Origin of the sequence: Streptomyces sp. URMC 127, from assembly GCF_051386535.1 — a bacterium.
In the GTDB taxonomy this organism is placed as follows: Bacteria; Actinomycetota; Actinomycetes; order Streptomycetales; family Streptomycetaceae; genus Streptomyces.
The window spans coordinates 1-15,530 of record NZ_JBPQTW010000167.1; the positions used below are offsets into that span (position 1 = coordinate 1).

Consider the following 15,530-nt stretch of genomic DNA (forward strand, 5'->3'; position numbering starts at 1 on the left):
TGCCGGGGGCGGGGCCGGCGGGGGCCCCTGAGGCGCGCCGGGTTCCAAGGCGGCGGCCTCCGCACGGCCCTCCGGGCCGGAAGGCGCGCTCGGCGCCTGAGTCGCAGCACCGGCCCCGCCCGGCAGGGCGCCCCGTACCAGCGGCAGCGGCTCCCCCGGCTCCAGTTCCGGGTCGTCGACGGCGAACGTCCGTACCCGGCCCGGCTCCGACCACGGCGTCTCGAAGCGCACCGTGACCCGGCCGACCCCGCTGCCCTGCACCCATCCCGCCCCGTACTCGGCGTGGCGCACGTCCAGGCCCGGCAGCCACCGCCGCGGCCGCTCCGCCGGAGCCGCGGCCTCCCCCAGCGCCTGGTCGGCGCCCTCCGCCGGCTCCGCCGACGCCGCGGCCGCCACGGCGGACGCCTCATTCGCGGCGGCCTGGGCGAACAGGTCCTCCTGGGTGTAGTCGGCGAGGCCGCTGACGCCGACGCCGAGCAGCCGGACCCCCGTCGTGGTGTCGACGCCCTCGATCAGCCGGGCCGCCGCCTCCCGGACCACCGAGGGGTCGTCCGTCGGGCCGCGCAGGGTCTCCGAGCGGGTCAGCGTGGAGAAGTCGTAGCTGCGCACCTTGATGACGACGGTGCGCCCCGACCGGCCGGCGGCCCGCAGCCGCTGGACGCAGCGGTCGGCGAGCCGGGCGATCTCCAGCTGCACCCGGGTCCGGTCGGTCAGGTCCTCCTCGAAGGTGTCCTCCACGGAGACGGACTTGGCGTCCCGCTCGGCGACGACGGGCCGGTCGTCATGGCCGGTGGCCAGGGCGTACAACCCCGCGCCATGAGCCTTGCCCAGGAGCCGCACGAGCTCCGCCTCGCCCGCCTCCGCCGTCTCGGCGACGGTGGTGATGCCCGCCCGCCGCAGCGTCTCGGCGGTGGCGGGGCCGACGCCGGGGATGACGCGCACGGACATGGGCCGCAGCAGCTCCAGCTCGGTGCCCGGCTCGATGAGCAGCAGGCCGTCGGGCTTGGCCTCCTCGGAGGCGATCTTCGCGAGCATCTTGGACGCCGCGAGGCCCACCGACCCGCTCAGGCCCGTCATCGCGCGGATGTCCGCGCGCAGGCGCTCGCCGACGGCCCGCACGGCCGCCGGGGTGGGCTCGACTCCGCCGGCTTCCAGATCCACGAACGCCTCGTCGAGGCTCAGCGGCTCCACCAGCGGCGACAGGGCGCGGAGCAGCCCCATCACCACCTCGCTGACGTCGCGGTAGAGCGAGAAGCGCGGGGTGAGATACGCGGCGTTGGGGCACAGCCTGCGGGCCTGGGCCGTGGCCATGGCCGAGCGGACGCCGAAGACCCGCGCCTCGTACGACGCGGTGGCCACCACGCCGCGCGGGCCGATCCCGCCCACCACCACGGGTTTCCCGCGCAGGCTGGGCTTGGCCGCCTGCTCGGCCGAAGCGTAGAAAGCATCCATGTCGAGATGCAGGATGGTCGGCGCGCCTCTCACGACACCGATGCTGCCGCATGCCACTGACAATCGCACGCGTGTGCGACACGAGCGGCGGGGCTACGGGTCAGCCGACGCGGTTGCGGCGGCGCGCCAGCTCGTCGGCCGGGTTGGGGCGGACGAGCGTCTCGCCGGTGTCCACGCGCTCGCCGTGCAGCTGGGAGAGCGCACTCTCGACGTCGCGCCAGACGACGCCCACGGCGATCCCGAAGACGCCCTGACCGCCCTGGAGGAGATCGACGACCTCGTCGGGCGAGGTGCACTCGTAGACCGTCGCGCCGTCGCTCATGAGCGTCATCCGCGGCAGGTCGGCCACGCCGCGCGAGCGCAGGTGCTGGACGGCCGTGCGGATGTTCTGCAGGGAGACCCCGGTGTCCAGCAGCCGCTTCACGATCTTGAGGACGACCACGTCCCGGAAGCTGTAGAGCCGCTGGGTGCCCGAGCCGTACGCGGGCCGCACGCTCGGCTCGACCAGGCCCGTACGCGCCCAGTAGTCGAGCTGGCGGTAGGTGATGCCGGCCGCGGCGCACGCCGTCGGCCCTCGGTAGCCGATGAGATCGGCCTCCGGCCCGCGCGGTGCGGTGACCACCGCGGGGGTCACATGACGGGGTGCCTGTTCGACCGCTCCCCCGAACAGCGGATACGGACTGCCGACCGCCGTCCCGTCGCCCATGCTTCTCACGCCGACCTCCGTCCTTGACCTGCCCTCTCGACGGTAGGCAGTCACCAGGGGTGCGTCAACGATCGCCACACTCGGCACGCCGAGTGATAATCACCCAGAGAGTGGTTTTGCGTGCCCCTGCGCCGGGAACAGCTAACCGAATGCGCCCCGGCAGCCCGCCGCGAGCCGCTCCGGCCGGCTCACTGGCTGCTGGTGCCGAAGTCCTCCGGCGAGATCTGGTCGAGGAACTCGCGGAACTTCTCGACCTCGTCCTCCTGCTCGTCCGGGATGGCGATCCCGGCGTCGTCCAGCACGCCGTCGCTGCCGTAGATCGGCGTGCCGGTGCGCAGCGCCAGCGCTATGGCGTCGGACGGCCGGGCGCTGACCTCCACGCCGCTGGCGAAGACCAGCTCCGCGTAGAACACGCCCTCGCGCAGGTCGGTGATGCGGACCTCCGTGAGCTGCTGGCCGACCGCTTCCAGCACGTCCTTGAAAAGGTCGTGGGTCAGGGGGCGGGCCGGAGCCATGCCCTGCTGGGCGAAGGCAATGGCCGTCGCCTCTCCCGGTCCGATCCAGATCGGGAGGTAGCGGTCGCCTCCCACTTCACGCAGGAGCACGATCGGCTGGTTGGAGGGCATTTCCACCCGGACACCCACGACATCGAGCTCGTTCACACAGCAACCCTAGGACGTGCCCGGCAGGTTTGGGTAGTCGGGCACTCGCCGGTCAGTGCGAGCCCGTGTGCAGGGCGGCCTGGACGAGCGCCGCGTGCAGGCGCACGGACAGCGTGGCCAGCTCGCGCGTGGTGGCCTCGGCATGCGCCCTGGTCTGCGGATTGCGGTGCCGCCGGAGCGGTGCGACCACCTGTTCGACCAGGCCGGCCTGGCGGTCGGCGGCGGCCTTCATGGCGCGCAGATGGCGCGGCTCCAGACCGAAACGTCCCAGGTCGGCCACGAGGCGCGCGACGGCGACGGCATCGGCGTCGAACCCGCCGTCCGAATGGGGGGTGACCAGCCCGTACGACTCCCACTCCACCAGCTCACTCTCCGTGACGCCGATGGTGCTCAGGAGCTCCTCCCGGCCGATCCGCGCGGCCGGGGCGGGCACGGGGGCGCCCAGCTCCGCGCCGGCGGCCCGGGCGTCGTCACCGGCGGCGCCGGGCGGCCCGGCGGGCCTGCCGTCGGCGAGCACGAGCGCGGCATCGCGCGGCTTCGCGGGCGCGGGCAGCTGCGGCGCCTCGCCCCGGGCCCGGGCCTCCAGGTGCTCCTTGATGACCCGCAGGGGCAGATAGTGATCGCGCTGCATGCGCAGCACGCATCCGAGCCGCTCCACGTCCTCCGTACTGAACTTGCGGTATCCGGACGGCGTGCGCTGCGGCTCCACCAGGCCCTCCGCCTCCAGGAAGCGGATCTTGGAGATGGTGACCTCCGGGAACTCCTCGCGGAGCAGGCCCAGCACCGTGCCGATGCTGACCAGCCGTCCTTCCGCGCCGGCGGCACCGGGGGACCCGGTACCGCCCGACGGTGTTCGAAGCATGGCCCTTCCTTGGGGTCCCCCCGGACCGGAGTCCGGGGAGGGTCAGATGCCCCGCTGGCTGCCGTAGAAGACCAGCCGGTACTTGCCGATCTGGACCTCGTCGCCACTGTTGAGCGGCACCGAGTCGATCCGCTCGCGGTTGACGTACGTGCCGTTGAGGCTGCCGACGTCGGCAACGGTGAAGCCGCCGTCCTGGCCTCTGCGGAACTCCACGTGCCGGCGGGAGACCGTGACATCGTCCAGGAAGATGTCACTCTGCGGGTGCCGGCCCGCCGTGGTGATCTCGCCGTCCAGCAGGAACCGGCTGCCGGAGTTCGGCCCGCGCCGGACGACCAGCAGCGCCGAGCCCAGCGGCAGGGCGTCGACGGCCGCCTGGGCCTCCGGAGAGAGCGACGGGATCGCCGTCTGGCCGGTGGTCTCGGAGTCGTACGCCTCGAGACCGGAGATGGAGATGGTCGAGGTCGTCTCCGAGGCGCGCTCGGCCACGGCACCGGGCCGCAGCGGGGCGCCGCAGTTGGAGCAGAACCGGCTGCCCTCGCCGTTCCGGTGGCCGCACCTCGTACAAACCGGCAAGGCAGACCCTCCGTGCGCGCTCGAGGTCGCTGGTGCCCCGAAACCTATGCGCCCGGTGGCGGCGGGGTCAACAGCCGACCCGCCCGGAATGTCTCCTCCCGGAGCCGCCGTCTCGTCCCGGAACAGCGGACGCCCCTCGTGGGCGCCCTCCTGGCCCTGACCGGCCTCACCATGACGCGACGCGCGGTGGCGGGCGTTGCCGCCGTCCTGGCGTGCGCTCTTGCCGAACAACTTCGCAAACAACTTCACGGGCGATTCCCCTTGACCGAAACAGACCCGCCCGTGGGGCAGGACAAACCCTCGATGCACACACCGTCCGACCCGGACATCCATACAACGTCCGTGGTCAACAGACAGTTTCCACCACGCGCCCTCGACTTGGTGCGCCGACCCCCCGCAACCTCGTGGCCTCCCTCCGAAGCCCGCTCGACCGCCCGCCTCACTGCGATGACGACCGAGCGTAGTCAGGCCGCTTCGCCGGGCGCAAGGCGTCAACAATGATCTTCTCAGACCGCTGGACCGAGACGCCCGCCTGCTCCTTCTCCAGCGTCTGCACCACACCGCCGGGGATGTTGAGCGCGGGCTCCAGGTCCTGCGGCTTGCCGATCACCTTGAACCGGTAGGGCTGCGAGACCTTCTTGCCGTCGATCTCCACCCGGCCCGCCGCCCCCGAGAAGAAGGTGTCGGCGGCCACCCGCACGTCGTTGATCTGGATGGCCTCGGCACCCGCGGCCCGCAGCTCCTGGATGGCGTCCAGCAGCTTGTCGGCCTCCACCATGCCCTTGGGGTCGCTCACGGTGAGCTCGATGCCCGGCCCCTGCGCCCGCACGGTGCCCGCGAGGATGCCCAGCTGCTGCTCCTTCTGCGCGGTCTGCTTGCGGGCCTCCGCGGCCTGGTTGGAGCTGCTCTCCAGCTCGGTGCGCTGGTTCTCCAGGCGCCGCTTCTCGTCCTCCAGCCGCTTCGTGCGGTTGTCAAGCTCGTCCAGGATCCGTACGAGGTCCTCCTGCCGGGCACCGCGCAGCGCGCTGTTGTCGCTCGTCGACCGGACCTGGATGGCCAGCCCCAGCCCCAGGACGCACAGCAGCACCGCGACGGTGAGCTGGGCCCGCGTCAGCCGCGGCGGCCAGAGGCTGTTCAGCAGGCGCTGACGGCCCGTCACCGGCGCGGGGGCCGGAGGCGGCCCTTCCACGCTTCCGGGGGCCGGCTCGGGCACGGGCCCGGAGGCGGCTGCGGGCCCGGAGGCGCCGGATCCGGAGCCGGGTCCGGCGTCAGGAGCGGGCTGCGGACCGGGCCGTGCGGGCCCCTCCGGCTCGCCGGCTGCGCCCTCCTTGCCGCCACCCTCACCCTTCTTGCCCGCTGTGCCGCTCTCGCCCGGCTCCACCGGCGCGGCGGCCTTCCCGGTCACTTCTCCGGGCTCTTCGCCCTTACCGGCCCCGGCGGCCCTGCCGGGCTTTGCGGACTTCCCGGGCTTCCCGGACTTGCCAGGCTTCTCGGCTTTCTTCGGCTCCTCGGCCGGCGTCCCCTTCCGCGGCTCCTCAGCGGGAGCGGGCTCGCCGGACGGGCCGTTCTCTTCGGGCGTGTTGCCGTCGGTGCTCATCGGCCTCACGCCCGGAAGACGTGCCGGCGGATCGCGGCCGCGTTGGAGAAGATACGGATGCCGAGGACGACCACGACACCGGTGGAGAGCTGGGCCCCGACCCCGAGCTTGTCGCCCAGGAAGACGATCAGCGCCGCCACGACGACGTTGGACAGGAACGAGACGACGAACACCTTGTCGTCGAAGATCCCGTCGAGCATCGCCCGAAGGCCGCCGAACACCGCGTCGAGGGCCGCCACGACGGCGATGGGAAGGTAGGGCTCGACCACCGTCGGCACCACGGGACGGACGACGAGTCCGACCACGACTCCCACGACGAGGCCCAATACGGCGATCACGATGTGCCCTTCCCTGTGTCGGTGGCGCGGCCGGCCGCGCCCCGGTCCAGGGGATGGCGGAAGCCCGCGCGGTAGGCCACGTGGTAGTCCGTCCACGTCGGCTCGACGACGGCCACCGCAAGCGCCTCGGTGCCGTCGACGAGCGTGAGATGGGCGGTGGCCCCGATGTCCTCGGCCAGGGAGCGCAGGGCGGGCAGGGCCGCCTCGCGCACCAGCGGGTGCACCTGGCGGCCGAGCCGCAGCACCCCGAGGCCCACCCGGGCGCGGCCGCCGATGTCCCGGCGGACCAGTGCGTGCTGCTCCAGCGTGGCGAGCAGGCGGTAGACAACGGTCCGGTTGACGCCGAGCCGGGTGGACAGCTCGGTGACGGTCAGGCCGTGGTCGGTGTCGGCGAGCAGTTTGAGGACGCGCAGTCCCCGGTCGAGCGTTTGCGAGGTCTCCGCGGTCACGACGCCCCTCCTCCGATGTGTGGCGGCTCTCGTCGGGTGGGGTGCGCCGCCGGTCCGCAGCCGGCAGCGCGCGAGGAGAGGCCGCCGGCGGCTTGTCGCTTCTTGCAGCTCTTCTGTACCGGCTGCGCTCCGCGGCGGCGCTGCCACGGGGCGTGTGCGTGACCGGAACCGTAGCGCCGCCGGTCCGCTCAGCGGAAGAGTCTGCCCGCGATCCGGTCAGGCCAGGCCCGAATTACGGATATCGGGGCCGGCGTCCCATCATGCGGACACCGGCCCCGGGGGCCAGGACACCGGCCCCGGGGGCCAGGAGGCGGGGCGGGGGCCCTACTTCAGCCCTACTTCATGCGCGTCGCCCACTCGCGCACCTTCTTGATGCGCTCGTTCAGCTGGCCCGCCGTGGCCTCCGCGCTCGGCGGGGCGCCGCAGACGCGGCGGAGTTCGGTGTGGATGACGCCGTGCGGCTTGCCGCTCTGGTGGACGTAGGCGCCGACCAGGGTGTTGAGCTGCTTGCGCAGCTCCAGGAGCTCCTTGTGGGTGACCACGGGGCGCCGCTCGGCGGGCAGTTCGAGGAGGTCGGCCTCCGCGTCCGGCCGCTTGCGGCTGTGCGCGATCTGGCGCGCCTGCCGCTTCTGCAGCAGCAGCTGCACCTGCTCGGGCTCCAGCAGGCCGGGGATGCCGAGGTAGTCCTGCTCCTCCTCGCTGCCCGCGTGCGCCTGCATGCCGAACTCGGCGTTGTTGTAGAGCACCCGGTCGAAGACCGCGTCCGACTCCAGCGCCTCGAAGGAGAGTTGGTCGTCGGTGCCGGTGTCCTCGTCCTGCTGGCGCTCGGCCTCGGCGAGGAGCTTGTCCTCCTCCGCGTACGGGTCCTCCTCCCCGTCGCCCTTCTTCGGCTTGTCGAGGACGTGGTCGCGCTCGACCTCCATCTCGTTGGCGAAGGTCAGCAGGTCCGGGACGGTCGGCAGGAAGACCGACGCCGTCTCGCCGCGCCGCCGCGAGCGCACGAAGCGGCCCACGGCCTGGGCGAAGAACAGCGGCGTGGAGATCGTCGTCGCGTAGACGCCGACCGCGAGCCGGGGCACGTCGACGCCCTCGGACACCATGCGGACGGCGACCATCCAGCGGTCGGTGCCCTGCGAGAAGTCGTCGATGCGCTGGGAGGCGCCGCTGTCGTCGGACAGCACGAGCGTGGCGCCCTCGCCGGTGATCTCGCGGATCAGCTTGGCGTAGGCGCGGGCGGACTCCTGGTCGGAGGCGATGACGAGGGCGCCCGCGTCCGGGATGGACTTGCGCACCTCGCTCAGGCGGCGGTCCGCCGCGCGCAGCACGTTCGGCATCCACTCGCCGCGCGGGTCGAGCGCGGTGCGCCAGGCCTGGGAGACGGCGTCCTTGGTCATGGGCTCGCCGAGGCGGGCCGCGATCTCGTCGCCCGCCTTGGTGCGCCAGCGCATGTTGCCGCTGTAGGAGAGGAAGATGACCGGGCGGACGACGCCGTCGGCGAGGGCGTTGCCGTATCCGTACGTGTAGTCGGCGGAGGAGCGGCGGATGCCGTCGTTGCCCTCCTCGTACGTGACGAACGGGATCGGGTTGGTGTCCGAGCGGAAGGGCGTGCCGGTCAGGCACAGCCGGCGGGTCGCCGGGTCGAACGCCTCCAGGCAGGCGTCGCCCCACGAGCGGGAGTCGCCGGCGTGGTGGATCTCGTCGAGGATGACGAGGGTCTTGCGCTGCTCGCAGCGGTTGCGGTGGAGCATGGGGCGCACGCCCACGCCGGCGTAGGTGACGGCGACGCCGTGGTACTCGCGGCCGAGGGGGCCCGCGCTGTACTCCGGGTCGAGCTTGATGCCTATCCGGGCCGCGGCCTCCGCCCACTGCTTCTTCAGGTGCTCGGTCGGGGCGACGACGGTCACCTGCTGGACGACGTGGTGGTGCAGCAGCCAGGAGGCGAGGGTGAGCGCGAAGGTGGTCTTGCCGGCGCCCGGGGTGGCGACGGCGAGGAAGTCGCGGGGCTGCTCCTGGACGTACTTCTCCATGGCGGCCTGCTGCCAGGCGCGGAGCTTGTTCGCGGTACCCCAAGGGGCCCGGCCGGGGAAAGCAGGGGAGAGGTGGTGGTTGGCGGTGGTGGTAGTCACGGTCTCCGTCTGGGGGCGCCCCCGGCAGCGGCCGGGGGAGGGTCGGCAGTCGGCAACCGCGTCAGCCTACCGGTGCCCGGGTTCACGCTCCGGGGTTACGCCCCGGGGTCACCCGAGGGTGGGACCGAGGTCACACCGCGCCCGGCGGCGTCGCGCGGCGTGAGCCGCGTGGCCACGTACGCCCCCACCAGCGCGAACGCCGCCGCGGCCGCGAAGACCGCCGCGAAGGCGTGCGGCGGGGCCGCCGAGGCGGTCTCCGCGGCGGCCGCCGAGCCGCCTCCGCAGGAGACGAAGAGCACTCCGGCCAGCCCGACCAGGAGGATGCTGCCGAGCGCGTCGGACGTCTGCAGGGACGCCGCGTTCGTGCCCTCCTCGCCCGGCCGGGACAGCTTCAGCAGCAGCACCGCGCCGCTGGAGATCGTCAGCCCCATGCCGTAGCCGCCGAGCACCCACGACGCCCCGGCCACCCACACCGGCACCCCGTGCACCAGCACCGCCGCCATCAGTGCGATCGCGAGCGCCACCAGCCCCATGCCGAGGCTCATCAGCCGCTCGCGGTACGGCTCGGCCCGGCGGCGGCTCTGGGTGTACGAACCGAGCGCCCACGTCAGCCCGCCGCCCGTGAGGGAGAACCCGGCGAGGGTCGCGGACATCCCGCGCTCGGTGACCAGCATCAGCGGAATGAAGCTCTCCGCGGCCACGAACGAGCCCTGCGCGATGCCGCGCAGCAGGACCACCGACGGCAGCCCGCGGCGGGCGCGGAACGTGCCGCGCGGCAGCAGCCGCAGCACGCACGGCACCAGCAGCGCGAGCCCGGCCGCGGCCGGCAGCAGCGCCCAGGGCGTGAGGTCCTGCCCCGCGTACTGCAGCAGCCCGGCGCCCACGGCGACGGCCAGCGCCAGCAGGATGCGCCGCCGGTCGGGCGTCCCGGCCGGCGGTCCGGGCGGCAGGGCGCGCAGCGCCGGCAGCATCACCGCGAGCGGCAGCAGGACCAGCACCGGGATGGCCAGGAACACCCACCGCCACCCGATGCCCTCCGTGACGCTGCCCGCCACCAGCGGGCCGACGATCACCGGCACGACCCAGGCGGCCGAGAAGGAGGCCATGACCGAGGCGCGCAGCCGCTCCGGATACGCCCGGCCGACCACCACGTACAGGGCGACGATCACCAGCCCGCCGCCGGTCCCCTGCACGCCGCGGCCGGCGACGAACATCCACATGCTCTGCGCCGAGCCCGCGATCACCAGGCCGGTGCCGAAGGCGGCGATGCCGGTGAAGAGCGGGACGAGGGGGCCGGAGCGGTCGCACCACTCCCCCGACAGGGTCATCGCGAAGAGGCTCGCGGTGAAGAAGGCGGAGAAGGCGAGGGCGTAGAGGCCGATGCCGTCGAGGGCGCGGGCGGCGACGGGCATCGCGGTGTTGACGGCGCTCGCCTCGAAGGCGATGAGCGAGACGACGGAGATGATGCCCAGGGTCAGCGCCCGGTGACGGCGGCCGAGTATGCCGTCCGCCGGGTCGTCGTGCGTAGTGGCGGCGGTCTGCGGGGCCACGGGGTCGGCTGCGGTCATATTTATGGAGCGTACGGAGGGCGGGCGCTTCCGGCGCCTGCCGAGGGGACGAGATGAGGTCGGACTTGTGTCCCGATGGGGTCGGACCTGGGTCCTAAACACTCCTGCCCCTCGGGGCGCTCCCGCCGCACGGGGCGCCCCGAGGGGCAGGAAGCTGTGTGCCGCAAGCCGCAAGGCTCAGGTCGTCAGGAGGACACCGCCATACGAGGCCCCCGCGATCACGACCCACGAGCACAGGCCCAGCGCGGCGACCCGCCCGCCCGTACGCACCAGCGACGGCAGGTGGACGGCGCTGCCGAGCCCGAAGAGGGCGGCGGCGAGGAGCAGCTCCTGGGCGTGCGCGGCGAGGTCGAGGCCGGCGGCCGGGACCCAGCCGGTGGTGCGGACGACGACCATGGCGAGGAAGCCGAGCACGAAGAGGGGGACGAGCGGGGGCCGCTTGCCGGAAGCCTTCACCGGGCCCCGGCGCCGCTTGCGTACGGACACGGCCACCGCCGCGACGAGCGGCGCGAGCAGCGCCACGCGCATCAGCTTGACGAGGACGGCGTCGGTGAGCGCCACGGGCCCGGCGGTCTGGGCCGTGGCCACGACCTGGCCGACGTCGTGCACGCCGGCGCCGACCCAGCGGCCGAACTGCGCGTCGTCCAGGCCCAGCGGGTGGTGCAGCAGCGGCAGGACGGCGATGGCGAGGGTGCCGCACAGCGTCACCAGGGCGACGGACGTCGCCACGTCCTCCTCGTCGCTGCCGGAGACCTCGCTGACCGCGCCGATCGCCGAAGCGCCGCAGATCGAGTAGCCGGTGGCGATGAGGAGCGGCTGGTCGCCGCGGAGCCCGAGCCGGCGGCCGAGCCAGAGCGTGCCGGCGAAGGTGGCGGCCACGACGGCGATCACCATGGCGACGGTGGCCCAGCCGAGTCCGAGGACGTCGTCGAGGCCGAGCTTGAGCCCGAGCAGGACGACGCCGATCCGCATCAGCCGCTTGCCGGCCAGGGTGAGGCCGGGCCGGGCGGCGCCGCGCACCCAGGTCCGTACGCCGGGCGCGTGGGCGGCGGCGATGCCGAGGACGACGGCGGCGGTGAGCATGGGGACGGCGGGCACGAGCAGGTGCACGGCCCAGGCGGCGGCCACGCCCGCGGCGGCCGTGGCGAGGCCGGGGAGCGGGCCGGGGGCGGACCGCGGCGGTGCCCCCGTCCGCCGTTCGGCGAGGCGTTCGGTGAGGAGGGCCATCAGAGCTCGTCGGCCGGGAGCTCGTAGACGCGCCGGACGCTGGAGCCCAGGCGGGAGATGTCGGCACCGTAGATGTGCAGGGAGATCGCCTTGGCCGTACAGGCGTTGCGGACGCGGTGGATGTCGCCGGGCGGGGCGAAGCCGCACACGTCGCCCTGGTGGTTGACGACGTCCTCGGTGGCGACGAGGCGGGCGGTGGTGCCGTCGGGCACGAGGCGGTAGCGGCGCTCGCTCTCGGTGCCCTCGTGGACGCCGGTGACGCACCAGGAGACGTGGTCGTGGATGGCGGTCTGCTGGCCGGGCAGCCACACGAGGGCGACGATCGAGAAGCTGCCGTCGTGCTCGGCGTGCAGGATGTGCTGCCGGTAGCGGTCGGGGTCGCCCTCCTGCTGTTCGGCGGTGAGGAGGTCGCCGGCGCCGAGGTGGGCGGCGAGCCGCTCACCGACGAGGTAGGCCGTCGTGTCGGGCGGCAGGCCACGGCCTACGGCTTCCCGGACGTCGTCGACGAGTTGGGCGAGGCGCGCGGTCGTCGGGGCTGCTGTGGGAGTGGTCATGAGTGCAGGGTCGGGGTGGGCGGTCCGGCGGGTCCAACGACAGTCTTTTGGCCGGAACCCAAAGAGCGCTTATGAATCGGCGGTCCGGTTTACGGTTCGGCCGTCGCCTTTACGGGTCGGCCGTCACTTTTACGGACCGACCGCCGTCCTTACGAGCCGGCCACCGTCTTCACGAACCACCCCACCCGTCGCCCGGTCAGCAGCCGACGCGCCGGGCGGCGACCGCCTTGAGCTCGTCCAGGACGAGTGCGGTCGCCGGGATCCGCAGGTGGTCGCGGAGCACGTACGCCGAGACCTGGCGGCGGGAGGCCGGGTCGAGGGCGCGCCCGGTGATCCGGTCGTGGCGCATGAAGGACAGCACGAGGCCGGGCATCATCGCGATGCCGAGACCCTCGGCGACGAGGGACTGGACGACGAGGTTGTCGTCGGTGGTGAAGGCGATGTCGGGCGCGAAGCCGACCTCGGCGCACTCGTGGAGGAAGTTGGTGCGGCAGCGCAGGCAGCCGGCGATCCAGCGCTCCTCGGCCAGGTCGGCGAGCTGGACGGCGCGGCGGCGGGCGAGGGGGTGCCCTATGGGCATCAGGACCGTCAGCTGGTCCTCCATGAGCGGTATCTCGACGAGCTCCTCGGGGACCTGTTCGTGCAGGCCGGGGTAGGTGAAGGCGAGGGTGATGTCGCACTCGCCGCGCACGAGGCGGCGGATCGAGTCGGGCGGCTCGCCCTCCAGGAGCTCGACGCGGATGCCCGGGTGCTCGGCGGCGAGCCGGGCGAGCGCCTCGGGTATGAGCGTGGCGCTCGCGCTGGGGAAGGCGCAGACCCGGACCCGTCCGGCGCGCAGCCGGGTCAGCGAACTCATCTGCTGCTGGGCGGCCGTGAGGCTGTCGAGGATGGTCTCGGCGTGCCGGGCGAGCGCCTCGCCGGCCTCGGTGAGCCGCATCCGGCGGCCGACGCGGGTGAACAGCGGCGTGCCGACGGAACGCTCCAGCGCCTTCATCTGCTGGGTGATCGCGGGCTGCGTGTAGCCGAGCAGGCGGGCGGCCGCGGAGTACGAACCGGCCGTGACCACCGCGTGGAACGTCTTGATGTGCCGCGAATCGAACACGCGGGAATCATAAGCGGAATTTGGGATAGCGGGGTGATAGGCGAGGGGTAGCTTCTGCGTTACCGGACGGAACAGACAAGGCGGACTTATGCCGCAATACGCATCGTACGACGGAGTGGAACTGAGCTACCGGGTGCTGGAGGGACCCGCGGAGACCCGGGGCGCACCGCTGGTGTGCCTGGCGGGCGGCCCGGGCAGGGACGCCGAGTACCTCGGCGACCTGGGCGGCCTGGACGCCCACCGCACGCTCGTCATCCCGGACAGCCGCGGCACGGGGGCCTCGCCGCCCTCGCCCGAGCCGTGGGGGTACGCCTTCCCGGCGCTCGCCGAGGACCTGGAGTCCCTCCGCGCGCACCTGGGCCTGGAGACCTTCGCCCTGCTCGCCCACGACGCGGCGTGCGCGACGGCCCAGGCGTACGCGGCACAGCACGGCGACCGCCTCACCCGGCTGATCCTCGTCACCCCCGGCTCGCGGCTCCAGGGGCAGCTGCCGGACGACGCCGAGGAGATCTTCGAGTCCCGCGCGACGGAGGACTGGTGGACGGACGCGTACGTGGCCGTGCACACCCTCCCCACGACCGCCGACCTGAACCAGGTCCGCAGCCTGCTGCTCCGCGCGGCCCCCATGGGCTACGGCCGCTGGGACGCCCCCCAGCGCGCCCACGCCGCCCGCGAACCCGACCAGCTCGGCCCGGTCCCCCGCGCCGGCTTCTGGCAGGGCGTCGGTCCGCACGCTGCACGGCGTGGGCCACTACCCGTGGGTGGACGAGCCGGACCTCTTCCGCCCGGTGGTGGAGTCGTTCCTGGAACGGGGGTACGACCCGGAGGCGGTGTGAACGGCAAATGGCAGTCGCGTTGCGGCGCGAAGAGAACCGTTGAAGGCGTGCGGGCAGGCCCGTACGGTGACGGTCATTGGCACAACTTGGCCGTGTGCCCGAGTGGTTCAGGGGCTCGCCTGCAAAGCGAGTTACGTGGGTTCGAATCCCGCCACGGCCTCTGGGTTCCTGAGTAGGGCTACTCAGGCCGGATTGAGTGAGCACGCACTCCCGGGAAAGGTACGCCCCGAGGTGTGATCGCCTCATGAAGACGAAGCCGCCGCCGGACCTCCCCGACCTCACGCCGAAGCGACCCAATGGCATCGGCATGACGGCACTGGGACTGGCCGTGATGGCGGTGCTGACTGCCGGCACGCTCTGGGGCATTCCGCTGGCCATTCCGCTCGGCCTGGCCGCGACGGTCTGCGGCGCGATCGGGTGGAGGAGGGTGAAGCAGGACAAGGCGGATGAACGCGTCCCGGCGCTCATCGGTATCTCCCTGGGCGCCACGGTTACGGCTGCCTGCCTGGGCCTGACGATCTGGTTCATCGACGGCCTGTCCCACCTCGACGAAAGGCCGGAGGATCTGGTCTCCAGGGGCGGCAAGTACGAGACGCCGCTGAACCCGGGCGGAACGGCGCGCTACCGGGACGGTGTCCGGGTGACGGTGAGCAAGGCCCGCCGCGTCCCGAACCTCCCGGGTGACGTCGCCCTGGTGAAGGGCGAGATGACCTACGAGTTCGCGGTGACCTACGTCAACGACCAGGGCAAGCCCGTCAAGCTGGCCTGGAACGGAATCAGGAGCGAACAGAAACTCATGCCGGGCAGCCTCACGCCCACTGGTCCCATGAGCCCGAAGTGGGACAGTCAGCACCCCTGGTTCCCGAAGGAGCTCGCACCCCACGAGAAGGTGACGGTGAAGATGCACACCAACGCCCCACCGGACGCGACCACCCTGGACTTCACCTGCGCCCCGACGGACTACCGCGACGAAGCCCACTGGCTGCTGCCGCTCCACTGACTCCGAGGCCCCCGCCTGCGCCCCGAAGGTGCGCAGGCGGGGCAACCGCATTGACCGACGACTTACGCGAAGCCGTGCTCCCGCCTGCTCCGATGATTGACCTCGGCCACCTTCACCCGCAGTTCGTCCCGTACGGACACGGACACAGGAGTGGAGTGCTGTTCCTTTGTGGAACAGGTGCAGGTGAACAGAGGCGCCTGAGGCCTCAGATCAATGCCATGCGCGGTAGCCCACAGGTAGACCCCGCAGGAGGGGCGCTGCGGCGTGTCGGCGGGGTGCGGGGACAGCTGTTGCCGCGCGCCTGGGCCACACGACGGCACCAACCTGGGCGGCACGCTCACGACGGGCGCAACCACATCACGACAGCAGGCCGACACTCCCTCAGCCACAACAGCAGGGCAAGATCCCCTCACGCATCCACATCTGCGACGGCAGGAGTACGGCGCCCACACCCCACCAACCGCAGCCGCCCCGCGAC

The 15,530-nt window shown here is 72.7% G+C and carries 13 protein-coding genes, 1 tRNA gene and 2 pseudogenes; 3 read left to right on the forward strand and 13 right to left on the reverse strand.

Annotation, left to right across the window (positions count from 1 at the left end; genetic code table 11):
* The 13 genes and pseudogenes from ACSNOH_RS26080 to ACSNOH_RS26140 all read right to left on the reverse strand — a co-directional run.
* Positions 1–1,485 (reverse strand): DNA polymerase IV (locus tag ACSNOH_RS26080; RefSeq protein ID WP_436723864.1); only part of this gene is annotated, 1,485 nt, incomplete at its 3' end.
* A 67-nt stretch (positions 1,486–1,552) separates the two neighbouring features.
* Entirely contained in the window at positions 1,553–2,167 is a 615-nt protein-coding gene (locus ACSNOH_RS26085) for a MerR family transcriptional regulator (protein WP_436723865.1), read from the reverse strand.
* A gap of 179 nt (positions 2,168–2,346) precedes the next feature.
* On the reverse strand, positions 2,347–2,820 hold the full coding sequence (locus ACSNOH_RS26090; protein ID WP_014058684.1) for a bifunctional nuclease family protein: 474 nt from the start codon (positions 2,818–2,820) through the stop codon (positions 2,347–2,349).
* A 52-nt stretch (positions 2,821–2,872) separates the two neighbouring features.
* Positions 2,873–3,682, reverse strand: coding sequence for a transcriptional regulator FtsR (gene ftsR, locus ACSNOH_RS26095; protein ID WP_436723866.1), 810 nt, complete (start codon positions 3,680–3,682; stop codon positions 2,873–2,875).
* A gap of 42 nt (positions 3,683–3,724) precedes the next feature.
* On the reverse strand, positions 3,725–4,588 hold the full coding sequence (locus tag ACSNOH_RS26100; RefSeq protein WP_436723867.1) for an FHA domain-containing protein: 864 nt from the start codon (positions 4,586–4,588) through the stop codon (positions 3,725–3,727).
* 106 nt (positions 4,589–4,694) lie between these two features.
* On the reverse strand, positions 4,695–5,636 hold the full coding sequence (locus ACSNOH_RS26105; protein WP_436723874.1) for a DUF881 domain-containing protein: 942 nt from the start codon (positions 5,634–5,636) through the stop codon (positions 4,695–4,697).
* Between the two features lie 221 nt (positions 5,637–5,857).
* Positions 5,858–6,190, reverse strand: a complete 333-nt coding sequence (locus tag ACSNOH_RS26110) for a small basic family protein (protein ID WP_030364457.1) — start codon at positions 6,188–6,190, stop codon at positions 5,858–5,860.
* A gap of 23 nt (positions 6,191–6,213) precedes the next feature.
* Positions 6,214–6,639: pseudogene (locus tag ACSNOH_RS26115) on the reverse strand (IclR family transcriptional regulator); the annotation flags it as partial.
* A gap of 335 nt (positions 6,640–6,974) precedes the next feature.
* Entirely contained in the window at positions 6,975–8,765 is a 1,791-nt protein-coding gene (locus ACSNOH_RS26120) for a DEAD/DEAH box helicase (RefSeq protein WP_436723868.1), read from the reverse strand.
* A gap of 95 nt (positions 8,766–8,860) precedes the next feature.
* Positions 8,861–10,333 carry an MFS transporter gene (locus tag ACSNOH_RS26125; RefSeq protein WP_436723869.1) on the reverse strand — a complete coding sequence of 491 codons (1,473 nt, stop codon included), beginning with the start codon at positions 10,331–10,333 and terminating at the stop codon, positions 8,861–8,863.
* 177 nt (positions 10,334–10,510) lie between these two features.
* Complete coding sequence (locus ACSNOH_RS26130; RefSeq protein WP_436723870.1) at positions 10,511–11,560, reverse strand: YeiH family protein; 1,050 nt, start codon at positions 11,558–11,560, stop codon at positions 10,511–10,513.
* Complete coding sequence (locus ACSNOH_RS26135) at positions 11,560–12,114, reverse strand: cysteine dioxygenase (RefSeq protein ID WP_436723871.1); 555 nt, start codon at positions 12,112–12,114, stop codon at positions 11,560–11,562. Before ACSNOH_RS26135 ends, ACSNOH_RS26130 begins: the two co-directional genes overlap by 1 nt.
* 196 nt (positions 12,115–12,310) lie before the next feature.
* Positions 12,311–13,216 carry a LysR family transcriptional regulator gene (locus tag ACSNOH_RS26140; protein ID WP_436723872.1) on the reverse strand — a complete coding sequence of 302 codons (906 nt, stop codon included), beginning with the start codon at positions 13,214–13,216 and terminating at the stop codon, positions 12,311–12,313.
* An 88-nt stretch (positions 13,217–13,304) separates the two neighbouring features.
* On the opposite strand from ACSNOH_RS26140, the pseudogene ACSNOH_RS26145 reads away from it, so the two are divergent.
* The 3 genes and pseudogenes from ACSNOH_RS26145 to ACSNOH_RS26155 form a co-directional block, all read left to right on the forward strand.
* A pseudogene (locus ACSNOH_RS26145) lies at positions 13,305–13,724 on the forward strand (alpha/beta fold hydrolase); the annotation flags it as partial.
* Positions 13,725–14,140: 416 nt separating this feature from the next.
* A tRNA-Cys gene (locus tag ACSNOH_RS26150) sits at positions 14,141–14,212 on the forward strand.
* An 84-nt stretch (positions 14,213–14,296) separates the two neighbouring features.
* Positions 14,297–15,052 (forward strand): hypothetical protein, encoded by a 756-nt coding sequence (locus ACSNOH_RS26155; protein ID WP_436723873.1) that lies wholly within the window; start codon positions 14,297–14,299, stop codon positions 15,050–15,052.
* The last annotated feature ends 478 nt before the right edge of the window (positions 15,053–15,530 follow it).